Source organism: Proteus sp. ZN5 (assembly GCF_011046025.1).
GTDB lineage: Bacteria > Pseudomonadota > Gammaproteobacteria > Enterobacterales > Enterobacteriaceae > Proteus.
This window is the reverse complement of sequence record NZ_CP047639.1, coordinates 525,001-550,051: the sequence shown is the minus strand read 5'-3', so window position 1 is coordinate 550,051 and position 25,051 is coordinate 525,001. Positions and strand designations below refer to the sequence as shown.

The 25,051-nt window shown below is 39.7% G+C and carries 21 protein-coding genes and 2 rRNA genes (1 of these 23 cut by a window edge); 16 read left to right on the top strand and 7 right to left on the bottom strand.

What is annotated here, in order from left to right; all coding sequences use genetic code 11:
* Nucleotides 1-157: 157 nt before the first annotated feature.
* Entirely contained in the window at nucleotides 158-709 is a 552-nt protein-coding gene (nudE, locus tag GTK47_RS02650) for an ADP compounds hydrolase NudE (RefSeq protein ID WP_088494209.1), read from the top strand.
* A gap of 46 nt (nucleotides 710-755) precedes the next feature.
* On the opposite strand, the gene mrcA is transcribed toward nudE, so the two are convergent.
* On the bottom strand, nucleotides 756-3,290 hold the full coding sequence (gene mrcA, locus GTK47_RS02645) for a peptidoglycan glycosyltransferase/peptidoglycan DD-transpeptidase MrcA (protein WP_165122042.1): 2,535 nt from the start codon (nucleotides 3,288-3,290) through the stop codon (nucleotides 756-758).
* A gap of 115 nt (nucleotides 3,291-3,405) precedes the next feature.
* Between mrcA and GTK47_RS02640 the strand changes: the two genes are divergently transcribed.
* From GTK47_RS02640 to trpS, 11 genes are all read left to right on the top strand, one after another.
* Nucleotides 3,406-4,230 (top strand): hypothetical protein, encoded by an 825-nt coding sequence (locus tag GTK47_RS02640; protein WP_165122041.1) that lies wholly within the window; start codon nucleotides 3,406-3,408, stop codon nucleotides 4,228-4,230.
* Nucleotides 4,218-4,793 (top strand): fimbrial assembly protein, encoded by a 576-nt coding sequence (locus tag GTK47_RS02635; RefSeq protein WP_165122040.1) that lies wholly within the window; start codon nucleotides 4,218-4,220, stop codon nucleotides 4,791-4,793. Before GTK47_RS02640 ends, GTK47_RS02635 begins: the two co-directional genes overlap by 13 nt.
* Nucleotides 4,790-5,323, top strand: a complete 534-nt coding sequence (locus GTK47_RS02630; protein WP_165122039.1) for a hypothetical protein — start codon at nucleotides 4,790-4,792, stop codon at nucleotides 5,321-5,323. The genes GTK47_RS02635 and GTK47_RS02630 overlap by 4 nt, the downstream gene beginning before the upstream one ends.
* Nucleotides 5,320-6,420, top strand: coding sequence for a type IV pilus secretin PilQ (gene pilQ / locus GTK47_RS02625; protein WP_165122038.1), 1,101 nt, complete (start codon nucleotides 5,320-5,322; stop codon nucleotides 6,418-6,420). The genes GTK47_RS02630 and pilQ overlap by 4 nt, the downstream gene beginning before the upstream one ends.
* Before the next feature lie 580 nt (nucleotides 6,421-7,000).
* Nucleotides 7,001-7,522, top strand: a complete 522-nt coding sequence (gene aroK, locus GTK47_RS02620) for a shikimate kinase AroK (protein ID WP_036914409.1) — start codon at nucleotides 7,001-7,003, stop codon at nucleotides 7,520-7,522.
* A 55-nt stretch (nucleotides 7,523-7,577) separates the two neighbouring features.
* Complete coding sequence (aroB, locus tag GTK47_RS02615; RefSeq protein WP_072065037.1) at nucleotides 7,578-8,672, top strand: 3-dehydroquinate synthase; 1,095 nt, start codon at nucleotides 7,578-7,580, stop codon at nucleotides 8,670-8,672.
* Nucleotides 8,673-8,842: 170 nt separating this feature from the next.
* Entirely contained in the window at nucleotides 8,843-9,772 is a 930-nt protein-coding gene (locus tag GTK47_RS02610) for an SPOR domain-containing protein (protein ID WP_165122037.1), read from the top strand.
* 82 nt (nucleotides 9,773-9,854) lie between these two features.
* On the top strand, nucleotides 9,855-10,670 hold the full coding sequence (dam, locus tag GTK47_RS02605) for an adenine-specific DNA-methyltransferase (protein ID WP_160230824.1): 816 nt from the start codon (nucleotides 9,855-9,857) through the stop codon (nucleotides 10,668-10,670).
* A gap of 44 nt (nucleotides 10,671-10,714) precedes the next feature.
* Nucleotides 10,715-11,386, top strand: a complete 672-nt coding sequence (gene rpe / locus GTK47_RS02600) for a ribulose-phosphate 3-epimerase (RefSeq protein ID WP_099076132.1) — start codon at nucleotides 10,715-10,717, stop codon at nucleotides 11,384-11,386.
* Nucleotides 11,386-12,096 carry a phosphoglycolate phosphatase gene (locus GTK47_RS02595; RefSeq protein ID WP_165122036.1) on the top strand — a complete coding sequence of 237 codons (711 nt, stop codon included), beginning with the start codon at nucleotides 11,386-11,388 and terminating at the stop codon, nucleotides 12,094-12,096. The genes rpe and GTK47_RS02595 overlap by 1 nt, the downstream gene beginning before the upstream one ends.
* A gap of 1 nt (nucleotide 12,097) precedes the next feature.
* Nucleotides 12,098-13,126: a tryptophan--tRNA ligase gene (gene trpS / locus GTK47_RS02590; RefSeq protein WP_075672602.1), complete on the top strand. Its 1,029-nt coding sequence runs from the start codon at nucleotides 12,098-12,100 to the stop codon at nucleotides 13,124-13,126.
* A 52-nt stretch (nucleotides 13,127-13,178) separates the two neighbouring features.
* Here trpS and GTK47_RS02585 read toward each other — a convergent pair whose 3' ends face one another.
* From GTK47_RS02585 to sodA, 4 genes are all read right to left on the bottom strand, one after another.
* On the bottom strand, nucleotides 13,179-13,460 hold the full coding sequence (locus tag GTK47_RS02585; protein ID WP_165122035.1) for a helix-turn-helix transcriptional regulator: 282 nt from the start codon (nucleotides 13,458-13,460) through the stop codon (nucleotides 13,179-13,181).
* Nucleotides 13,441-13,761, bottom strand: a complete 321-nt coding sequence (locus tag GTK47_RS02580; RefSeq protein WP_165126442.1) for a type II toxin-antitoxin system RelE/ParE family toxin — start codon at nucleotides 13,759-13,761, stop codon at nucleotides 13,441-13,443. Before GTK47_RS02580 ends, GTK47_RS02585 begins: the two co-directional genes overlap by 20 nt.
* A 120-nt stretch (nucleotides 13,762-13,881) precedes the next feature.
* Nucleotides 13,882-14,556, bottom strand: a complete 675-nt coding sequence (gene yiiM, locus GTK47_RS02575; RefSeq protein ID WP_088494197.1) for a 6-hydroxyaminopurine reductase — start codon at nucleotides 14,554-14,556, stop codon at nucleotides 13,882-13,884.
* Between the two features lie 115 nt (nucleotides 14,557-14,671).
* Nucleotides 14,672-15,295, bottom strand: a complete 624-nt coding sequence (sodA, locus tag GTK47_RS02570) for a superoxide dismutase [Mn] (protein ID WP_165122034.1) — start codon at nucleotides 15,293-15,295, stop codon at nucleotides 14,672-14,674.
* Between the two features lie 373 nt (nucleotides 15,296-15,668).
* Here sodA and acs point away from each other — a divergent pair, with 373 nt between their 5' ends.
* From acs to GTK47_RS02550, 4 genes are all read left to right on the top strand, one after another.
* The gene (gene acs, locus GTK47_RS02565) at nucleotides 15,669-17,627 is read left to right on the top strand and encodes an acetate--CoA ligase (RefSeq protein WP_165122033.1); all 1,959 of its coding nucleotides are present in this window, start codon (nucleotides 15,669-15,671) and stop codon (nucleotides 17,625-17,627) included.
* Nucleotides 17,628-17,785: 158 nt separating this feature from the next.
* Nucleotides 17,786-18,097 (top strand): DUF485 domain-containing protein, encoded by a 312-nt coding sequence (locus GTK47_RS02560; protein ID WP_088494195.1) that lies wholly within the window; start codon nucleotides 17,786-17,788, stop codon nucleotides 18,095-18,097.
* Nucleotides 18,094-19,749, top strand: a complete 1,656-nt coding sequence (locus tag GTK47_RS02555) for a cation acetate symporter (protein ID WP_165122032.1) — start codon at nucleotides 18,094-18,096, stop codon at nucleotides 19,747-19,749. Before GTK47_RS02560 ends, GTK47_RS02555 begins: the two co-directional genes overlap by 4 nt.
* Before the next feature lie 433 nt (nucleotides 19,750-20,182).
* Nucleotides 20,183-21,766 (top strand): phosphoethanolamine transferase, encoded by a 1,584-nt coding sequence (locus tag GTK47_RS02550; RefSeq protein ID WP_165122031.1) that lies wholly within the window; start codon nucleotides 20,183-20,185, stop codon nucleotides 21,764-21,766.
* Between the two features lie 304 nt (nucleotides 21,767-22,070).
* Here GTK47_RS02550 and rrf read toward each other — a convergent pair.
* Nucleotides 22,071-22,186, bottom strand: a 5S ribosomal RNA gene (gene rrf, locus GTK47_RS02545).
* 116 nt (nucleotides 22,187-22,302) lie between these two features.
* Nucleotides 22,303-25,051, bottom strand: a 23S ribosomal RNA gene (locus GTK47_RS02540) (it continues 259 nt past the right edge of the window).

Sequence of the window (25,051 nt, the reverse complement as noted above, 5' to 3'; positions counted from 1 at the left end):
AATCAATAAATAATAATATTCTCAAAAAATCAATAAATAACTAGGTTTGATAGCGGAGTGTACTCAATTTTTCTTTAAAAGCTAAATCTAATTGTTAGATTTATTTTGTCATTAATGTGTTAAATTCAGGTTAATCTCTATTCTGCCAGGGGCTGTTATGAAAGAACTTAAAAAACCAAATATATTAAACGTTGATAACATCGCCCGTTCTCGATTATTTCAGATCCAATCCGTTAATCTGGAGTTTAGTAACGGAGAAAAGCGTACTTATGAGCGAATGAAACCTGCTAATCGTGAAGCCGTTATGATTGTTCCTATTATTGATGACAATCTTATTCTTATCCGTGAATACGCCGTAGGTATCGAAAATTACGATTTTGGTTTTCCCAAAGGCGCTATTGATCCTGGTGAAAATGCCCTACAAGCCGCAAACCGCGAACTAAAAGAAGAAATTGGCTATGGTGCTCACTCATTAATAGAGCTTGCAAAGCTTTCTATGGCGCCGTCTTACTTTTCCAGCAAAATGAACATTGTTATTGCTCATGACCTTTATCCAGAGCAACTTGAAGGTGATGAGCCTGAACCACTGTTCCAAATACGTTGGCCTATCGCAAAAATGATGGACTTACTCGACCATCCAGACTTCACTGAAGCTCGTAGCGTCAGTGCTCTCTTCTTAGCCCATCGCTATCTATTACAAAATAAGTAGATAATAAAAAACCGGACTTTGACATCCGGTTTTTATTTTCGATTAATCAGAATAACTCGTTAGATTCGCCATTATCCTCAAAAATCTGTGTTCCTACTTCACTTTTTGCTCTTTCTGTCGGCTGAGTTCCATCAATAAAATATTCTTTCATTGAAGAGCCATCACCTGCCAGCTTTCCTGTTCTTCTATCAATTTGAACAGCGACGACACCTTTTGGTGCAGGCATCATATTAACTGGCACACCATCCAGAGCCACTTTCATAAAGTCATTCCAAATAGGTTGTGCTGTTTTAGCGCCCGCTTCCCCGCCACTAGCAGCAGTTCGACCTAAATTACGGCTACTGTCATCAAACCCAATCCAAGCGGTGGCAACAATGTTGGCACCATATCCAGAGAACCATGCATCTTTAGAGCTGTTTGTTGTTCCTGTCTTACCACCAATATCTTGGCGTTTAAGATCACGAACAGCACGCCAACCTGTACCAGACCATCCCGGCTCTCCCACAAGGTTTGTTCTTAATGCATCATGCATTAAGTAAGCCAGTGGTGTGCTGATAACGTGTGGTGCATAAGGGCTTTCTTTTACAGTTTCAGCTAACGGTGCTTGCTCTAATTCAATTTCAGGCTCAGCTGTTACAGGCTGAGATTTATTAGATTGAGCAACGTTTTCCATATAGTCATCAGATAATGCAATAGAACGCATAGTATCGCCGTAAATAACAGGGATATCCGTACAATCTGGGCAAGCTACTTTTGGTTTTGCAGTAAACAGCTCTTCACCATCAGCATTTTCAATACGTTGGATATAGTAAGGCTCAATGAGATATCCGCCGTTTGCCATAACAGCAAATCCTCGTACCATTTGCATTGGTGTAAATGATGGTGATCCTAACGCTAAAGATTCTGTTCTATCGATATTCTGGTTAGGAAAACCAAAACGTAATAGATAATCAGCTGCGTAATCCACACCCATTGCGCGCATTGCACGTACCATTACTACGTTTTTAGACTGACCTAAACCTTGACGTAAACGAATAGGGCCTGCGTAAGTTGGCGGTGAGTTTTTAGGGCGCCAATCTGTTCCTGCACCAGCATCCCAACGGCTAATAGGTAAATCATTAAGCAGCGTCGATAACGTCAATCCTTTATCTAACGCCGCAGCATATAAGAAAGGTTTAATGTTTGAACCGACTTGGCGTAAAGATTGAGAAACTCGGTTAAATTTACTGATCTCAAAATCAAAACCACCAACAAGCGCAATAATCCCTCCATTGATAGGATCTAATGCAACAAATGCTGCATTAACACCCGGAAGTTGCGCTAATACCCAACTGTTTTCGTTATTTTGACGTACCCAAATTTGCTCACCAACATGGACAACGGCATCAACTTTTGTCGGTGTTGCACCTTGAGAGGTGTCAGAAATAAATTTACGAGCCCAACGAACCGCTTTTAAATCTAGCGTAATGTTTTCGCCCGTTTTTAAGATAACTTTGGCTTCTTTAGCATCCGCAGATAACACAACAGCCGGAATTAAAGGGCCATAAATTTGGATCCCTTTTAATTTCTTGTTAATAGCTTCGTTATCCCATGGTGTTTGCCCTTCGCTCCACAGAACTTCTTGAGCACCTCGGTAACCATGACGCATATCATAGTCGATAACATTGTCGCGCAACGCTTTTTCTGCTGCCAACTGATCTTTACGAACAACCGTAGTGTAGATTTTATAGCCATCTGTATAAGCATTTTCACCGTAGCGCTCATACATCTCCATTCTCACCATTTCTGTTAGATAAGGTGCGGAGAAATCAATTTGCGGTGCATGGTATTTAGCAACTATCGGCTCTGCTCTTGCACTTTCATATTGTGCACGAGTGATATAGTTCTCTTCATACATACGCTGTAAAACAATATTACGACGTTTTAAAGCACGATCATAAGAATAGAGCGGGTTAAGTGTTGATGGCGCTTTTGGTAAACCAGCAATCACTGCCATTTCATTTAAGCTAAGTTCATGAACACTCTTACCAAAGTAAACATAAGCCGCAGCACCGACACCATAAGCACGGTTACCAAGATAAATTTTATTTAGATACAGCGCTAAAATTTCATCTTTAGTGAGCTCTTTCTCAATGCGGATCGCCAAAAATGCTTCTTTAATTTTTCGCATTAATTTCTTTTCAGGTGTTAAAAAGAAATTTCGAGCTAATTGTTGCGTGATGGTACTTGCGCCTTGAGAGGCTTGCCCTGATGTTAATGCCACGACAACAGCACGAGTGATCCCAATAGGGTCAATACCGTGGTGTTCACGGAAACGTGTATCTTCTGTTGCAATAAAGGCATTGATAAGTTGAGGAGGCATCTCCTCCAATGTTAGCGGTAAACGACGTTTTTCGCCGTATTGTGCGATCAACTCTCCGTCTGCACTAAATACCTGCATAGGGGTTTGTAAACGAACATCTTTTAATGTCGCGACATCGGGTAACTGAGGCTCGACATACTTATACATACCGTATATCGAGGCTCCTCCCAAAATTATGCAAGCAAAAACGAAGATGAAAAAATATTTTAAGAACTTCACCTTAAATTTCCCATGTAGTGTGAATTGGGCGGTTTATAAACAAACAGTGCGTAGTATAAAGGTAACGCCGCTTTGAAAATAGGCAATTACTCATCAATAGATATGGATATCATTTATGGAAACACACAATTACCAGATTGGTATTGAAATTAACACTCATCATATCAATGCAGTTTTGGTATTTCAGCAGAATAATCAATGGAAGATCAGTGCATTTTGGCAATTCCCTTTACCTCTTAATGACGATTTGAATGGTATAAAATTAAGAAAAATCCTAATAGATTGGCGTAAAAAATTACCCTCTATTAATAATGTTACGCTTTCTCTACCAGATATTTATGAAAATTATCAAATTATCCCACTACCTCATGCGGTTTCCCTTACATCAGCAGCATGTTATCGGTTAGCGCAACTACGAGCTACATCTTACACACAAAATACGAAAATCCCTGTTAATTTTGATTATCGACAAAATAAAGGGAAACTCGCTATTCATCTGTGCCATAAAACGATTTTAGATAAGTATATTGACTTATTTTCTCGAATAAACTTAACAATAACTGCGATTGATACCCCTGCGTGTGCACTACGCTACTTAGCTACTCACCTTGATATCTCACCTCAAGATCCACTTTTATACTGTAAAAACAAAACGCTACTTTGGGTATCATCTGATGAAAATATGCCCCATTACGGCTCTCTCGCTTATGAAAACCAACGAGAACAACAAGCATGTATTGACCAATTAATAGAAAAATATCATTGGTCATTAGAGCGCTGTTACTTAACGGGTGATAATGAGGAATATTTTAGCCAGTTAATGCCTATTTGGCCCAATCGTTCCCACAACTTATTTAAAACAACATCAAATAAAGATCTCATTCCACTTGTTGCATTGGGTTTGGCATTACGCCCTGATGAGGTGTTATGTATCAAATAAATTACCTTCCTTGGCGCCACAGGCTATTTAGACAAAAAGCATTGCTATGGCTTTCTCAGACGCTATCATTGGTTACAATCACTTTCGTAATTTGTAGCTATTACACTTACCATCTGACACACAAGCGAACACTCATAACAACGCAACAACGTCAAACACAACAACAAGAAGATTTATTACTAAAACAGCTCGATATATATCAAGAACAAAGAAGGCAGACACTTTTACGCTATCAGCACTATTCACTCTATTATCAAAACTGGCTGCGTTATTTACATTACATTCGCTTCTTTCGAGCTATCGAAACGCATCTTCCTTCAACAGGTTGGATTAGCCACTATGATGAAGCCGATAATCAACGTTCACTGCATCTCACTCTTCCCAATACACAATCACTCTCCTTTATTACCAATCTTAAAAGTTACCCTGTTTTAGCCTCTTTAACGTTGAGCTATTTACAACAAAGCAAAGCTGATCCGTCTTATACAGAAGTACATTTATACGGAAAATCAGAAGAGCAAAATCGGGGGTATGAAAATGAAGAAGATGAGGGAAGACAATGAGAATAAATGCACAATGGTTGTTATTTATTGCGTTTTTACCTAAGTGGAAAATCACTTTACTGAGCTTAATTATACCTTTTATTGCCTTTCTATTTTATTACCTCTTTATCTACACAGACTACCAGCAAGAGATAACCCAACAACATATAGAAATAGCACAAAGACTAAAGCGCATTAATCATCATCAAAGTACTTTAGAAACAATGCCTTCTATTAATTCACTAATCACACAGCAAATAGATTATGACATCCCATTAAATAACTCACCAGTTAGTGAGCAATTACAACGCTTACTGATGACTTATCACTTTATACCGGAGATTTGGGAAGTTATGCCTAACTCTTTATATAAACTTACTTTTACTTTGTCTTACTCACAATTTTTAGCACTATTGGAATACCTTAATCAAACGAGCTTAGCGCTTATTTCTCTGAATATTGTTCCAATAATAGAAACCCATTTAATTTCAGTACAAATGAGTCTTACAGAGCTAAGTTATCCTAGCGCAACACAGGGTGATATATCATGAAGATAGGAATTTTAATTGTCACCTTATGTATGACAACCACCATTTGGGCTCACACCAGAGATCCCTTCTTTCCTGCTAATATCGATAATGAAAAAATGTCTTCCACCTTTATTGAAGAGCAAACATCAACCACAGAACAACCTGAAGAATTACATCACCAACTTTATCCTTTAAATTATGCTGATGCTGAGAAATTAGGTGAACAACTAAGTAATCATACCATTCCATTACTTAGTCAGCAGGGACGCGTTATTGTAGATAGTGAATCAAATAGCCTTTCTGTAGTTGATAATAATAAGACACTGTCTGAAATTGAGGATTGGTTAAAATTACGGGATACTCCTCAACAACAAGTTCATATCACCGCACATATTGTGAGTAGCAGTCAGGATGCTTTAAATGAATTAGGTACTCAATGGGGATTACAAGCATTAAAAACACAAACCGAAGCCACATCTACAATACCTAATGCTATTCCAACAACCTCTTCGCTTAATTCAACGTTATCAACCCCTTCACTTTCTGCATTATCACTTCATCAAAACACCAGAAATCCCCTTCACTATATTGCATTTAATATTGCCAGAATTAATGGGCGTCTATTAGAACTTGAATTAAGCGCGTTAGAGCAAGAAAAACAGTTATCTATTATTGCAAGTCCACGGCTAACGACGGCTCATGAAAAAACAGCATCCATCAAACAAGGAACAGAGATACCCTATGTCAGTCGAGATAATGAAATGACACGAGTTCAATTTAAAGAAGCAGTCTTGGGTATGGAAGTAACCCCCATGATCCAAAGAAATAAAAAGATAAGATTGATACTTAAAATTAGTCAAAACACACCGGGTATTGCACTTGTTCAAGGTGGAAGTGAACATCTATCTATCGATAAACAAGAGATCAGTACTGAAGTGACTATTCGTGACGGAGAAACCATTATGTTAGGAGGAATATTTCAACAAAAACAGCAAGAACATACGGCAAAGATCCCTTTCTTATCCTCTATTCCATTACTAGGCATACTTTTCAGCCATAAAAGAGATCAACACAGTCGCCATGAATTGGTTATTTTTATTACACCCAAATTAATCTAATTTTTTATGCAATAAATACTTTTATTATAAAATACAAAGCACTATGTGTTTTTTACTAGGATTAAACTGTGAGTTATTCATTGTTTTTTCTTATAATCAGTATTTATAGATTTGACGATGAGGACGATTTAGCTTACAAGGGTTAGCTAATTTGAGTGAGCCTGAAACATCACAATAAAAATACGGATACATTTTATGCACTTCCTCTATTCTTGGAGGTAGGGCTTTTTATATGTAATATTGATCGATTGATAACGAAAAAGACAACATTATCAGATGCGGTTTTCCGACTAAATTGTGTTAGAATCTCCGCGTTGCCAACAAAGATAATTACTTTTTTTAGTAGTTTTTGTTATGTACTGTGGGCAAAGGGATTTTTATCCTATGTTGTCGCTTATGACAGCATGTGGTTATTTTATAGCGATCTACTGAAAGAACTCAGTCTTATTGTGAGAGTAGATAACAAATGTTATCAGGTGTGAATTAGATAAACACTCATAAATTTCAGTTTAGGTCCCGTCGCTGAATGAATTTGGCGGGGCGGGTTATCATTAACGAATATCTTAGTAATACCAAAAACATGGCAGAGAAACGTAATATCTTTCTGGTTGGGCCTATGGGTGCCGGCAAAAGCACTATTGGTCGTCAGTTAGCTCAACAACTTAGTATGGAGTTTTATGATTCCGATCAGGAAATTGAGCGGCGTACAGGTGCGGATGTAGGTTGGGTATTTGATGTTGAAGGCGAAGAAGGCTTCCGTCAACGAGAAGAGAAAATAATCAACGAACTCACCGAAAAACAAGGCATTGTACTTGCAACTGGTGGTGGTTCGGTGAAATCGCGAGAAACCCGTAACAGACTATCTGCACGTGGTGTGGTTGTTTATTTAGAAACCAATATTGAAAAACAACTCGCTCGTACCCAACGTGATAAAAAACGTCCTTTATTACAAGGTGTTGAACCTGTGCGCGATGTCCTAGAGACATTAGCTGAAGAACGTAATCCTCTTTATGAAGAGATTGCTGACATCACTATTCACACTGATGATCAGAGTGCAAAAATTGTAGCCAATCAAATAATTGAATTATTAGAACAAAACTAATAAATTCAGCTATTTATAAGGTTTAAGTAAAGACAATAAGAAGAAGGCCACTGTTATGGAAAAAATCACTGTCACATTAGGTGAAAGAAGCTATCCCATTACCATTGCTTCTGGCCTTTTTCATCAAGAAGATACCTTTTTACCTTTAAAATCAGGGCAGCAAGTTATGATAGTCACAAATGTGACACTTGCTCCACTCTATTTAGAAAAGGTAACAGACACCTTAAAAAAACAAGGTGTTTTGGTTGATAGCGTGATTTTACCTGACGGTGAACAATATAAATCGCTTGAGATCATGAATGATGTCTTTACTGCATTATTAGAAAAAAATCACAATCGAGATACAACACTTATCGCATTAGGCGGTGGTGTTATTGGTGATCTAACCGGTTTTGCCGCAGCAAGCTATCAACGCGGTGTTCGCTTTATCCAAGTACCAACAACACTATTGTCACAAGTCGATTCATCTGTTGGTGGAAAAACTGCTGTTAATCATCCTCTTGGCAAAAATATGATTGGTGCGTTTTATCAGCCCGCTTCTGTTGTTATCGATCTCGATTGTCTTGCCACATTACCGCCTCGTGAACTTTCATCAGGTTTAGCTGAAGTTATTAAATATGGCATCATTTTAGATAAAGACTTTTTTATCTGGCTTGAAAATAATATTGATAAACTCTTGGCTCTTGATCCTAAAGCTATGGCTTTTTGTATCCGTCGTTGCTGTGAACTAAAAGCTGACGTCGTTGCTGCTGATGAAAAAGAAACAAGTGGTTTACGCGCACTACTCAACCTTGGCCATACTTATGGACACGCCATTGAAGCTCATATGGGATATGGTGTTTGGTTACATGGTGAAGCCGTTGCCGCAGGTATGGTAATGGCGGCAAGAACATCTCAAGCGCTTGGTCAATTCACTGAAGAAGAAACTCAACGCGTTATTCAATTGCTTGAGAAAGCTAATCTCCCCGTCAATGGTCCTATTGAAATGACACCTGATGACTATTTGCCTCATATGATGAGAGACAAAAAGGTATCTGGTGGCAAATTACACCTTGTTTTACCAAAAGGTATCGGCCAATCCGAATTACGTGCCGATATTACTCGCGAACAAGTCCACAAAGCGATAACATCTTGCATTAATGCAAATTAAGCTCCCCATTACCTGACAAGAAACAAACCAGAATATTCATTTAAGGAAAATTCTGGTTAATATTGTCAAATGCAACGTTTCAGAAAAAGCGTTTCATCCTTATACTATGAGGTAATGGCTAAGGCTGAATAGAATATTTTTCGCTTTTTGACGCTCTGACGGAGGGCATAATGGACGAGTTCAAACCTGACAATGAAACCAAGGGTGATAATTCACTCAAACCTGATACATCGGATAGACCTGAACGTCGAACCAACCGACCTCGTAGCAATCCGTTAAAAAACGCACGATTCTCTGTATCCCGTCAACAGATGATGATTGGTGTAGGTGTTTTAGTCCTTATTCTGCTAATTATCGCGATAAGTTCGGCATTAAAATCACCAGAAACAACTGAATCTACCTCTCCGACCAATACAGAAAGAAATATCGATCTGTCTCAGCAACCGTCATCCGTTACGCCTTCAGAAAATGATCAGCCATCAACACCTCAATCTATTTCTGGGCAAGAGATACAACCAGCTACACCACCTTCACAGAATCTACCACCAATGATTGATTCGCAAGGCCAACGTGTTGAAATCCCTGGTGATATCGTTGATTCATTAAATCAACAACAAACAGGTATTAATCAAGCGACTAGTCAGCAGTTAAATGCTCAGCAACAAAAACCGGTACAACCTGTTACACAACCACCAGTCACCAAACCTGTACAAAAACCGGCTGAAGTAAAAACACCTCCGACAAAACCAGTGACACCACCAGCAACAACGCAACCTAAACCAACAACGACTAAACCTGTTGTTTCAGGTTCGTTATCAGCAGGCAATTTAAGCTCGATCCCTGCCACTAACTATACGTTGCAATTAAGTGGTGCTAGTCGTCAAGATACCTTAGAGGCTTTCGCTAAAAAGAACCTCAATGGAAACTACGCTATTTACAAAACACAGCGTAATGGTAGTCCATGGTATGTACTCATCTATGGAAATTATCGTAATATAAGCGAAGCCAAACAGGCCGTTTCTTCTTTACCAGCGCCAGTACAAGCAAAACAACCTTGGGTTAGACCGATGAAACATGTTCATCAGGATCTAAAAAAATAATTAAGACTAAGTTCACCGCTGATATGCTGTCTGAAACAGAGTACAATCGGCGACTCTGAAACGATTGAGAAATTTGGACGGCATGAAAAAAAAACGCGCATTCCTAAAATGGGCTGGTGGTAAATATCCTTTGGTAGATGACATTAAACGTCATCTGCCTGAGGGTAATTGTTTAATTGAACCTTTTATGGGTGCCGGTTCTGTTTTTTTGAATACAGAATACGATTCATATATTCTTGCCGATATAAATAGTGATCTAATTCATCTCTATAATACGGTAAAGCAACATCCTGAAAAATTTATGAAGGATGCCCGCTTATTATTTACCCCTCAAATGAATATCGCAGAAGAGTTTTATCAACTACGACAAGAATTTAATCGTTCAACGGACGCTTATCAGCGTAGCGTGTTATTTCTCTATCTTAACCGTCATTGCTACAATGGGCTGTGTCGCTATAATTCAAAAGGCGAATACAACGTCCCTTTTGGTCGTTATAAAAAACCTTATTTTCCTGAAGCAGAACTAATCTGGTTTTCTGAAAAAGCACAAAAAGCCGAATTTGTTTGCCAAAGCTATTCATCAACTATGACAAATGCAAAAAAAGGCGCCGTCGTTTATTGTGATCCTCCTTATGCACCATTATCACCGACTGCGAATTTCACGTCATACCATACAAATAGCTTTAGTTTTCAAGAGCAGGAACATCTGGCTCAACTTGCCTCAATGCTGGCTTACGAGAGACAGATACCCGTGTTAATATCAAATCATGAGACTGCGTTAACAAAAGAGTGGTATGTAGACGCAAAAGAGCTACACAGTGTGAAAGTCAGAAGAACAATCAGTAGCAACACACTCGGTCGTAGCAAAGTGAACGAATTACTTGCCTTATATAAATAATCGTTAACACCTCCCGACAATGGGAGTGTTGTCTGGAGAATGCGATGAAAGATTTTCTGATTGCCCCTTCTATTTTATCCGCTGATTTTGCTCGCCTTGGTGAAGATACTGAAAAAGTGCTCGCAGCAGGTGCAGACGTTGTCCACTTCGATGTTATGGATAACCACTATGTTCCTAATCTGACATTTGGTGCGCCAATTTGTAAGGCTCTGCGTAACTACGGTATTACAGCACCTATTGATGTTCACCTAATGGTTAAACCCGTTGACCGTATCATCCCTGATTTTGCAAACGCGGGTGCAACTTATATCTCATTTCACGCTGAAGCCAGTGACCACGTCGATCGTACTATTCAATTAATCAAAGATTGTGGTTGTAAAGCAGGCTTAGTGCTTAATCCAGCAACCCCATTAAACTATCTCGACTATGTTATGGATAAATTGGATCTTATTCTGCTGATGTCTGTTAACCCAGGCTTTGGTGGACAATCATTTATCCCTAATACCCTCGATAAATTACGCCAAGTTCGTAAGATGATTGATGATGGTGGTTATGACATTCGTTTAGAAATTGATGGCGGTGTCAAAGTCGATAATATTGCTGAAATAGCGCAAGCTGGCGCTGATATGTTTGTTGCAGGCTCTGCTATTTTCAATCAGCCGGACTATAAGCATGTTATCGACAATATGCGCCGTGAATTAGAAAAGGTATCGTAATGACAGATAAAAAACTCAAAGGTATCCGTGCTATCGCCTTTGATCTTGATGGCACTCTCACCGACAGCGCTGTTGGTCTTACAGAAGCAACAGACTACGCATTAAAAGCAAAAGGCTTCCCGCCTGCTGGCAAACATAATGTCACTATTTGGGTAGGGAACGGCGTGGATATGCTACTGACACGCGCTTTACACAATGCGGGTGTCGAGGATGTGACTGATACCTTATTAAAAGAGATGCGTGATCTTTTTGATGAACATTATGCAACCTCAGTCAAAACAGGCAGTGATTTATTCCCTCACGTTAAAGAAACCCTTGAAGTATTAGCTTCACACAATATTCCTCTGGGTATCGTGACAAATAAACCAACACCATTTATCGCACCATTACTACAACAGCTGGAAATTGAAAAATATTTTTCCTTAGTGTTAGGTGGCGATGATGTGAAAGAAAAAAAACCACATCCAGCACCATTATATTTAACAATGGGCACGTTTGGTGTTAAAAAGGAAGAACTCCTTTTTGTTGGGGATTCTCGCAACGATATTATTGCAGCACAAGTGGCTGAGTGCCCTTGCGTAGGTTTAACCTATGGCTATAACTACGGCGTATCTATTGCAGACAGCAAACCTGATTTTACTCTCGATAATTTTGCTGACTTGCTTTCTATCCTCGATATCACGCCAATGACAACTGTGGAACAGAATTAAAATGACGACTTCAGTAGAAAAAACGGCACAAAAGCCAATTGTATTCAGTGGTGCACAACCTTCTGGTGAATTAACTATCGGAAACTATATGGGTGCACTGCGTCAATGGGTACAAATGCAAGATGACTATGATTGCATTTACTGTATCGTTGACCAACACGCCATTACGGTACGCCAAGATCCTAAAGAGCTAAGAAAAAGAACCTTAGATACACTGGCTCTGTATCTTGCTTGTGGTATTGATCCAGAAAAAAGTACTATTTTTGTTCAGTCACATGTTCCACAACATGCACAATTAAGCTGGGCACTTAACTGCTATACCTATTTTGGTGAATTGAGCCGAATGACTCAATTTAAAGATAAATCAGCACGTCATTCTGAAAATATCAATGCAGGGTTATTTGATTATCCTGTATTAATGGCAGCAGATATTCTGATTTACCAAACAAACCAAGTGCCTGTTGGTATTGACCAGAAACAACATCTTGAATTAAGTCGTGATATTGCTCAGCGCTTTAACGCTATTTATGGCGATATCTTCACTGTACCAGATCCTTTTATTCCAAAAGGTGGTGCTCGTGTGATGGCATTACAAGATCCGACTAAAAAAATGTCTAAGTCTGATGATAACCGTAATAACGTTATCGCATTGCTAGAAGATCCAAAAGCAGCAGCTAAAAAGATCAAACGTGCAATGACAGACTCAGAAGAGCCACCTCGTGTTATTTACGATCTTGAAAACAAAGCAGGTGTCTCTAACTTACTCGATATTTTAGCGGGTGTTACAGGCAAAACGATCCCTGAATTAGAAGCTGAATTTGAAGGCCAAATGTACGGTCATCTAAAAGGTGCTGTCGCTGATGCAGTATCTGAAATGCTAACCAACATTCAAGAACGTTTTAACACTTTCCGTAATGATGAAGCGCTGCTCAATAAAATCATGAAAGAAGGTGCTGATAAAGCTAAAGCTCGCGCTCAGGCAACCTTAGACAAGGTTTATGACGCAATCGGATTTATTGCACATCCGTAATTTTTCGTTAATACATAAAAAACACCTCACCTATTTTTAGGGAGGTGTTTTTTTAGTAAAGAGGGATTATTGGGTTCTTAATACCACAAGCGTACGCATATCTCGCTAAGGTATCTACACTCGCTTTAGTAATATTATTTTCTATTCTGGTAATTACTGGTGGTGTTACACCCATTCGCTCAGCAACTTGTGCTTTTGTCAGATTATTGCGTTTACGCCATTGGGCCAATGTGTCTCTCAATTTTTCCTTGCGCGTTTCATCATCCCAAGCCACACGATATTCTTCATCTTCCATCATCTCATTATGTAATTCTTTATGACTTCTCAATTTCATTGAGTACCTCCATCAATCGTTTTTGGGCGATCTCAATCTCTTTCTTTGATATTTTTTGTGTTTTCTTAATAAAGACACGAAGCATAATAATTGTATTTCTTTTATGGTATATCCATATGCCTCTAGCAATACCAGTATCCATAGTACGGATCTCGAAAAGACCATTCCCTAAATATTTTGTATCAGGCTCTCTTAATAAACGAGCATCGTGCTCTATCTTAGTAATAAGTTTATCGTATTTAACTCGTATTTGAATAGGTAACTCTAATACTTCATTCCAAGCATTTGGGTGGTATAAAATCTCAAATACAAGCTTTTCCTTAACTTAAAATTAGCCTACAAGCTAATTTTATGCAAGATTAAATGAGTCCACAAGCTAATTTTTATTAATAATAATATTAATTATCAATAAGTTAATTATTTACTCTTTAAATAACCGTCGATTAAAACTCTCAATGGTTTGATTTTGCAGTCTTAACTGCATAGTCTTGCTCCAACTTGCTGATAATCCTGCGGCACTTAATAGACGATGATAAAGCTCTTCATCAAATGGCATATGAAAAGCAATCGAAATCGCTTCTTTAACAGAGACATCGCTGTTTCTTGAAACTAAGACAAGCGGATGATGACTGCCTGTTTCACCTGTACTCACAACACGATATAGCCAACCACAATAACCACTATCTTGCATAATTTGTGAAAAGTTACTGACTTCTGTCACTGTGTTGAGTTTGTAGCAAGGAGAGCGAGGTTGAGTAACTTGAATTAATGCTGTTCCCCATTGATAAATATCACCAATAAAGACATTCTCTTCTGTCATACCTGTTGTTGAGATATTTTCACCAAATGCAGGGGCATGAAAAAAATCTGTCAATTGTGGGAATTGCTCAGCCCAATAAAGATAATGCTCTTTAGGATAGTGACAAAGTGCGCGATCAGGGCCACCGTGAAAACTCTTTTCTGCTTGTTCATCACCTTCTAATCCCAGTGATGTTAATTTGATATGACCATCCACCAGCCTTTTGGTGATCGCACTGGTAAATCCATTAGATGTTGTTGTGACATTACCGATAAAAACACTAGGAAAATAACGCATAGCTCACTACCTAAACAGAAAAGAATAACTCATAGTAAAGATAGTATTCAAAAGAAACAATGCCGACAAATGTCGGCATTGAAAATATAAAAGAGAAAGGAAGTTATCTACTCAATTATGCTTTGCTCTGAAAACGCTTTTGCGCTTCATCCCAGTTAACCACTGACCAGAACGCTTTAATATAATCAGGACGACGATTTTGATATTTTAAGTAGTAAGCATGTTCCCACACATCTAGCCCTACAATTGGGTAACCAGATGCGCCAGCTAACTCTTCACCCATCAATGGGCTATCTTGGTTTGCAGTAGAAACAACCGCAAGTTTGCCATCGTCTTTTAATACTAACCATGCCCAACCAGAACCGAAACGGCTAGCCGCAGCTTTTTCAAATAAATCTTTAAAGGCATCAACACTACCAAAGTCACGTTCAATTGCTTCTTTTAATGAACCTTGTAATTGAGTACCTAGCTTCAGGCCTTTCCAGAATAATGAGTGGTTAGAGTGACCACCTGCGTTATTACGTAAAAAAGTACGTTGATCGGCAGGCACTTTATGAAGATTTTTAACTAACTCATCAATCTCTAAGCCAGCAAATTCAGGTAATTTTTCTAATGCAGTGTTGGTATTATTCACATAAGTTTGATGATGCTTAGTATGGTGAATTTCCATTGTACGCTCATCAAAGTGAGGCTCTAATGCATCATAAGTATAAGGCAGTGCAGGTAATGTATAGCTCATATTAATCTCCAGTGCTGTTTTATCTTGAATCACACCATGTGATTTATCTTTTCATTTCATTATAGTGAAAAAAAACGTTAATGAAAATCATTATCATATCCATATTGTTTTTGTGGTTTTTTTATCCAGCACGGTTAAATTAATTTTCACAGTATATTATTTTAATTTAAAAGCATTCTATTAAACGATAATCCTATTAAACAAGAAAATAATAGATAAATAATTCCCTACTAGCTTTAGCACTAATTGAACATTCCATGAAAAGCATTTCCATTAATTCGTGATCTTCTGCGCAAAAAAGAAACAATCTTTATTCGCCCTCTTTTGTTAACGACTTTTTGACATAGTATTAACAATAGTGAGGAGAACTATTATGACAAAAATAAACCAACATCATATTCCTGCAAGCATTGCAGAACACGCCCTGATCAATAAAGAGCAATACCAAAAAGATTATGAATTATCCATCAAAAACCCAGAGGCCTTTTGGGCAGATAAAGGGAAAATTATTGACTGGATAAAACCATATACCGTGGTAAAGAATACTTCTTTTGACCCAGGCCATGTACGCATTCGCTGGTTTGAAGATGGTCAGCTAAATATCAGTCAAAACTGTCTTGATCGCCACCTTAAAACACGAGGAGATCAAGTCGCCATTATTTGGGAAGGTGACTCACCTAATGAGTCGAAAAAAATCACTTACCGACAACTCCATCAAGATGTTTGCCAGTTCGCTAATGTATTAAAAAACTTAGGTATTAAAAAAGGCGATGTTGTGGCGATTTATATGCCGATGGTGCCAGAAGCCGCGGTTGCTATGCTCGCTTGTACTCGTGTAGGAGCTATCCATTCTGTTATTTTTGGCGGTTTCTCTCCGGAAGCTGTCGCTGGTAGGATCATTGATTCAAAAGCAAAATTAGTGATCACTGCTGATGAAGGATTGCGTGCAGGTCGCGCCATCCCTTTAAAGAAAAATATTGATGATGCTTTAAATCACGCTGATATCCCTCCTATTAATCATGTAGTGGTATTTCGTCGAACAGGACATACCGAACAATGGATTGAAGGACGTGATGTTTGGTGGGATGAAATCATTCAAGGTGTCAGTACAAAATGTGATGTTGAAGTTATGGATGCAGAAGATCCACTCTTCATTCTGTATACCTCCGGCTCAACAGGTAAACCTAAAGGCGTACTGCACACAACAGGGGGCTATCTCGTTTATGCTTCAATGACCTTTAAATACACCTTTGATTATCACGAAGGCGATATTTATTGGTGCACTGCTGACGTAGGTTGGGTAACAGGACATAGCTACTTACTGTATGGCCCTCTTTCAAATGGTGCTACTACTGTTATGTTTGAAGGTGTTCCTAATTACCCATCAGTTAACCGTATGGCTCAAGTAGTTGATAAGCACCAAATCAATATCTTATATACTGCACCTACCGCAATCCGTGCATTAATGGCTGAAGGTGATAAAGCGATTGAAGGTACTCAACGCACCTCTCTGCGTATCCTAGGCTCTGTAGGTGAACCTATTAACCCAGAAGCATGGGAATGGTTCTATCAGAAGATGGGGCGTAGCCAATGCCCTATTGTTGATACATGGTGGCAAACAGAAACCGGTGGTTTCATGATAACCCCATTACCAGGTGCGATGGATCTAAAACCTGGTTCAGCAACACGCCCTTTCTTCGGCGTTCAGCCAGCAATAGTCGATAATATGGGAGAAGTACAGCAAGGGGCTTGTGAAGGAAACTTAGTGATTACTGATTCTTGGCCTGGTCAAGCAAGAACACTTTTTGGTGATCATGATCGTTTTGAACAAACTTACTTCTCAACCTTTAAAGGTATGTATTTCTCTGGTGACGGTGCTCGTCGCGATGAAGATGGTGACTATTGGATAACAGGGCGAGTTGATGATGTCTTGAATATTTCAGGTCACCGTTTAGGAACAGCAGAGATTGAATCCGCTCTTGTTGCACATCCTAAGATTGCGGAAGCCGCAGTAGTTGGTATTCCTCACAATATTAAAGGACAAGCTATTTATGCTTATGTCACTTTAAATCACGGTGAAGAGCCAACACCTGAACTTTACACTGAAGTTCGCAACTGGGTACGTAAAGAAATTGGACCAATAGCTACACCTGATATCCTACATTGGACAGATTCCTTACCTAAAACACGTTCAGGGAAAATTATGCGCCGTATATTGCGCAAGATTGCCTCTGGCGACACAACTAACCTCGGGGATACCTCAACACTCGCCGATCCGGGTGTTGTAGAGAAACTGTTAGAAGAAAAACAGTCTCTATCACTTACTGCTTAATACACAACCAATAGCTGTCATTTAAAAAATGTAATACGACAAAGCAAAGGCATGAAAATGCCTTTGCTGGGCTCTCTTACCTAAAAATCATGAAATGCGGGGGATTGAAGCCTCTAAGTCAAGTGATAAACCAAACAATTATATAGAGGAGAACTCTGATGAATGCCAATATTTATCAAGAGATAGAAAACAACCCTCGCTTTAAAGAACTGGTTAACAAACGTAGTCGTTTTTCATGGACACTTTCAATTATTACGCTCGTTATGTATGTCTCATTTATCTTACTTATTGCGTTCTATCCACAGTGGTTAGGTACGCCACTGTATGAAGGAAGCTACATTACACGAGGTATTCCTATTGGTATGGGCTTAATCATTGCCTCATTTTTATTAACAGGTATTTACGTTATTAAAGCCAATACTGAATTTGACAAACTTACCGCTGAAATTATTGAAGAGGTAGAAAAATGAGAAAGTTACTCTATGCAATAAGCTTATTCTTCCTCTCCTCAACGGTTGCTTACGCTACCGCAATAACAGAAGGTGGTGAGAAACAACCTATGAATATTCAGGCAATTATAATGTTCCTAATATTCGTAGGATTAACACTCTATATCACTTATTGGGCTTCTAAACGTACTCGATCTCGTGCTGATTACTATACTGCTGGAGGGAAAATTACTGGTTTTCAAAACGGCATGGCGATCGCAGGTGACTTTATGTCTGCCGCCTCCTTCTTAGGGATCTCCGCGCTAGTTTACACCTCTGGTTATGATGGACTTATCTATTCAATTGGATTTTTGATTGGTTGGCCTATCATTCTTTTTATCATTGCTGAACGCTTACGTAATTTAGGGCGTTATACCTTTGCTGATGTTGTCTCCTATCGCTTAAGCCCTAAACCCGTTAGAACACTCTCAGCTGTTGGATCACTAGTTGTTGTTGCACTTTATCTGATTGCACAAATGGTAGGTGCCGGAAAATTAATCGAACTCCTTTTCGGCTTAAATTACCATATTGCCGTTGTGCTCGTCGGTATTCTAATGGTGCTATATGTTTTATTCGGGGGCATGCTAGCCACCACATGGGTTCAAATCATTAAAGCTATTTTATTACTTGCAGGTGCAAGTTTTATGGCTGTTATGGTTATGAAAGCCGTCGATTTTAATTTCAACACCCTATTTAAAGAAGCCGTTAGTGTTCACTCAAAAGGGTTCTCTATCATGAGCCCAGGTGGTTTGGTTTCTGATCCTATATCTGCTCTCTCTTTAGGTCTTGCACTTATGTTTGGTACGGCGGGACTTCCTCATATCATCATGCGCTTCTTTACTGTTAGTGATGCAAAAGAAGCCCGTAAGAGTGTTTTCTATGCAACAGGTTTTATCGGTTATTTCTATATCCTTACTTTTATCATTGGTTTCGGCGCTATCTTACTCGTTAGCCCTAATCCTGTGTTCAAAGATGCCGCTGGCGCTTTGATTGGTGGAACCAATATGGCGGCTGTTCACTTAGCTGACGCTGTTGGGGGTAATTTCTTCTTAGGCTTTATCTCAGCCGTTGCCTTCGCCACTATTTTAGCCGTTGTTGCAGGACTAACTTTAGCGGGTGCATCTGCGGTATCACATGATCTCTACGCCAATGTAATTAAAAATGGTCATGCGGATGAAAGACAAGAGCTAAAAGTATCTAAAATTACTGTAGTTATCTTAGGCATCGTCGCTATCGGTTTAGGTATTTTATTTGAAAAGCAAAATATTGCCTTTATGGTGGGGTTAGCTTTCTCAATTGCGGCAAGCTGTAACTTCCCAATCATATTGTTATCTATGTATTGGAAAGGACTTACAACACGAGGTGCTGTCGCGGGAGGATGGTCTGGTCTATTAGTTGCAGTCACGTTGATGATTTTAGGGCCAACAATTTGGGTAAGTATTTTAGGCCATGAAAAACCTATCTATCCTTATGAATATCCAGCATTATTCTCAATAATTATTGCTTTTGTTGTCTCGTGGCTTTTTTCTGTTACAGATAAATCATCTTTAGGTGAGCAAGAGAAAGCAAAATTCCAAGCACAGTTTATTCGTTCTCAAATTGGCTTAGGTATTGAACAAGGTAAACAACACTAACAGCCTGAAATAATGTTATCTTTCCAAATAAAAGTAACCCTAAAGCGGTTTTCAACTTTGGGGTTATTCATTTTCAACATTTCTATCAATTATCATAAAAACCTCGGTTATATTTCTCTCATTTACTTATTTAGAATAATTTTAAGCTTTAGCTACATATCTATACGATTATTTAAATAACTTATTATTAGTTATTCCATTATTATAAATAAAAAGATAAATTAAATTAAAATCAATTAATTACAAATAAAAACAAACATAATTTATTTGCTATATCACCTATTAATAAACTCAAAAAGCTCAAAATAGTGAGGAATAACCATAATAATAGCAATTTCAGACACACTTCAGCCAAACAAGGCTTGTATTGTCAAAAAGTAAATGGTTAACTTTTTATTCTACATAAGAAGAGGTGGTAGTTTTTAAATAGATTATGTCTCGGTTAACTCATTACGCACTTTTATTTTTCTTATCTATGGCACCTGCGATATTGGGTGGTTCAACGCTGTATATAGAACAAAAAATCTATATTGTTCTTATTGGTTGGCTACTTATGCTGATATGTAGTGGTATTTATCGTTCAGTTCTTGGAAAGATAATAACCTTTATTATTAGTGCGTTATGGGCTTTAAACCTTTCTATTTCTCTGTTTTTTTATCGTGAACACGATATTGCTTTTTCATCATCTATTGCTGAAACTTTTATTAATACTAACGGCAGTGAAACTGTCGGTATGCTCTCTTATAATAAGTACTATGTCTTATTTTATCTATGTGCTTTTACCATTTACTATTTTCTCATCCATAAAACGGCTCGAGTCTCTGATCTAAAAACAGCAAAAAAAAGTGTGATTGCATTTGTTATATTAATCGCCATTATTCCAATATATAAAAACTTAGCATTAAGAAACGATAACAAAAGTAAATTACTTGCAGAATATACTCTTCTAAATACCCCTTTTTATAATGCCGCAGCACTTGTCCGAACCTTCCATGAAAATCGCCAAATTAGAAAAATTGCAGCTCAGAAAGTTGAGTATCAATATAATAAAAGTAATGATAATACAGAAGTTTATATTCTTATTCTTGGGGAATCAGTTCGCAGAGATCATCTAGGAATTTATGGCTATCAGTACGATACAACACCTAATTTAATGAAAGAAAAGAGTAATCTTATCCTATTCAATCAAGTTTATTCTCCGGCACCAGTCACTATTCTTTCTGTACCCATTTCACTCTCAAATATAGGATTGGAACAGTTACAAGATAAAAATCATTACGCTGATAATATTGTTTCTCTCGCTAATCACGCCGGGTTTAAGACCTATTGGCTAAGTAACCAAGGTGAAGGTAATCAAAAAACCAGTGTTATTTCTGTCATTGCTAATATGGCTCAAAATAAAAAGTGGAATGAGTTTATCGGTTATGATGAAGAACTACTTCCTTATTTAGATCAGGCTCTCAATGAGCCTTCTACACAGAAAAAACTAATTATCTTACATACATATGGTAGCCATGAACCAGCCTGTAATCGATTTCCAAATCAATATTTAAAGAAATTCACGCAAGTAGATGATGATAACTGTTATGACAGCTCTATCGCTTATACAGATAAATTAATTAATAACATAATTGAGAGAGTCAAAGACAAGCCAGCTTCTATTCTCTATTTTGCAGATCACGCTTTACAGCGTTTAGATAAAAATAAAGAGGTTCGTTATCATCATGGTGTAAATACACCACGAAAAGAAGCTTATGATATACCATTATTTATTTGGTATAGCCCATCATCTATTAAACCTATTATTAATGATGATGCAGTGAATAAACCTTATTCAACGGTAAATAACTATTGGCTGTTAAGTAGTTGGCTTGGGATAGAACATAATTCCCCAAAAAAGTGCCATTCACCATTAAATGAATGCTATCAGCCTAAATCATCAATAACGGTTATTGATGGAAATAAAAACCTTTTAAACTATGATTTATTAAGCTCAGAAGAACAAGAACCACAATAATATCCTCGTCAAAAATATCTAAATACGAAATACACTTAATAATGAAAGTGTATTTATATCCTCATTATCTATTTCTAATAAGATCTGTCTGAGATAACAAGAGCTGAAAAGAGCAAAGTGCTAGGTATCAATTTAAGTGATGTTAGAAGAGGATAATAGTGCCATATAAATAGGGTTTAACTGCGTTAAGAGTGGCTATTTTATTGAGGAAATAGAACAACAATAATAGTTTTTATTCAGAGTACCTAAAACTCTAAACGCAAAAAAGCCAACCCATTGGGTTGGCTTTCTCGTCTTATTTAATGCCTGGCAGTTCCCTACTCTCACATGGGGAGGCCCCACACTACCATCGGCGCTACAACGTTTCACTTCTGAGTTCGGCATGGTTTCAGGTGGGTCCGCTGCGCTATGGCCGCCAAGCAAATTCTGTTTTATCACCCGCTTCTTTCCTTTCGGTCAGTCGCCAGCAATATCAATCTTAAACAAGCTTACTTCATCTACTGTTTGTCTCTCAGACAAAACACCTTCGGTGTTGTCAGGTTAAGCCTCACGGTTCATTAGTACTGGTTAGCTCAACGTATCGCTACGCTTACACACCCAGCCTATCAACGTCTTAGTCTTAAACGTTCCTTTAGATCACTCAAGGTGACAGGGAAGACTCATCTCGAGGCAAGTTTCCCGCTTAGATGCTTTCAGCGGTTATCTCTTCCGCACTTAGCTACCGGGCAATGCCATTGGCATGACAACCCGAACACCAGTGGTGCGTTCACTCCGGTCCTCTCGTACTAGGAGCAACCCCTCTCAATCTTCCAACGCCCACGGCAGATAGGGACCGAACTGTCTCACGACGTTCTAAACCCAGCTCGCGTACCACTTTAAATGGCGAACAGCCATACCCTTGGGACCTACTTCAGCCCCAGGATGTGATGAGCCGACATCGAGGTGCCAAACACCGCCGTCGATATGAACTCTTGGGCGGTATCAGCCTGTTATCCCCGGAGTACCTTTTATCCGTTGAGCGATGGCCCTTCCATTCAGAACCACCGGATCACTAAGACCTACTTTTCGTACCTGCTCGAGCCGTCACTCTCACAGTCAAGCTGGCTTATGCCTTTGCACTAACCGCATGATGTCCGACCATGCTTAGCCAACCTTCGTGCTCCTCCGTTACTCTTTAGGAGGAGACCGCCCCAGTCAAACTACCCACCAGACACGGTCCCCGATCCAGATTATGGACCTAGGTTAGAACATCAAACGTTAAAGGGTGGTATTTCAAGGTTGACTCCATGCAGACTGGCGTCCACACTTCATAGTCTCCCACCTATCCTACACATCAAGGCTCAATGTTCAGTGTCAAGCTATAGTAAAGGTTCACGGGGTCTTTCCGTCTTGCCGCGGGTACACTGCATCTTCACAGCGAGTTCAATTTCACTGAGTCTCGGGTGGAGACAGCCTGGCCATCATTACGCCATTCGTGCAGGTCGGAACTTACCCGACAAGGAATTTCGCTACCTTAGGACCGTTATAGTTACGGCCGCCGTTTACTGGGGCTTCGATCAAGAGCTTCTCCCTAAGGATAACCCCATCAATTAACCTTCCAGCACCGGGCAGGCGTCACACCGTATACGTCCACTTTCGTGTTTGCACAGTGCTGTGTTTTTAATAAACAGTTGCAGCCAGCTGGTATCTTCGACTGGCTTCGGCTCCGTCCGCAAGGGACTTCACTTACCGCCAGCGTGCCTTCTCCCGAAGTTACGGCACCATTTTGCCTAGTTCCTTCACCCGAGTTCTCTCAAGCGCCTGAGTATTCTCTACCTGACCACCTGTGTCGGTTTGGGGTACGATTGTTGGTAACCTGAAGCTTAGAGGCTTTTCCTGGAAGCAGGGCATCAATTGCTTCACCACCTTAGTGGCTCGTCATCACACCTCAGCATTAAGTGACCGGATTTGCCTAATCACTCTGCCTACATGCTTGAACCGGGACGACCGTCGCCCGGACAACCTAGCCTTCTCCGTTCCCCCATCGCAGTTACCACCAGTACGGGAATATTAACCCGTTTCCCATCGACTACGCTTTTCAGCCTCGCCTTAGGGGTCGACTCACCCTGCCCCGATTAACGTTGGACAGGAACCCTTGGTCTTCCGGCGTGCGGGTTTCACCCGCATTATCGTTACTTATGTCAGCATTCGCACTTCTGATACCTCCAGCATGCCTCACAGCACACCTTCGCAGGCTTACAGAACGCTCCCCTACCCAACAACACATAAGTGTCGCTGCCGCAGCTTCGGTGCATGGTTTAGCCCCGTTACATCTTCCGCGCGGGCCGACTCGACCAGTGAGCTATTACGCTTTCTTTAAATGATGGCTGCTTCTAAGCCAACATCCTGGCTGTCTGAGCCTTCCCACTTCGTTTCCCACTTAACCATGACTTTGGGACCTTAGCTGGCGGTCTGGGTTGTTTCCCTCTTCACGACGGACGTTAGCACCCGCCGTGTGTCTCCCGTGATAACATTCTTCGGTATTCGCAGTTTGCATCGAGTTGGTAAGTCGGGATGACCCCCTAGTCGAAACAGTGCTCTACCCCGAAGATGAGTTCACGAGGCGCTACCTAAATAGCTTTCGGGGAGAACCAGCTATCTCCCGGTTTGATTGGCCTTTCACCCCCATCCACAAGTCATCCGCTAATTTTTCAACATTAGTCGGTTCGGTCCTCCAGTTAGTGTTACCCAACCTTCAACCTGCCCATGGATGAGATCACCGGGTTTCGGGTCTATACCCTGCAACTCATTCGCCCAGTTAAGACTCGGTTTCCCTACGGCTCCCCTATACGGTTAACCTTGCTACAGAATATAAGTCGCTGACCCATTATACAAAAGGTACGCAGTCACCCCACCACTAAGCCTCCTCTGCTTGATTTTGTTGGTTGAACGTCGCATTCGCTCCGTCTACCGCACATTATCATGCAAAAGAATCGCTGTGAGTTCACCACTAGCTTAGTGGTGGGGCTCCTACTGCTTGTACGTACACGGTTTCAGGTTCTTTTTCACTCCCCTCGCCGGGGTTCTTTTCGCCTTTCCCTCACGGTACTGGTTCACTATCGGTCAATCAGGAGTATTTAGCCTTGGAGGATGGTCCCCCCATATTCAGACAGGATAACACGTGTCCCGCCCTACTCGTCGAGTTCACAATAACAGCATCTTCAGATACGGGGCTATCACCCTTTACTGCCGGACTTTCCAGACCGTTCTCCTGACGCTGCTATTGATTAAGACTCTGGGCTGTTC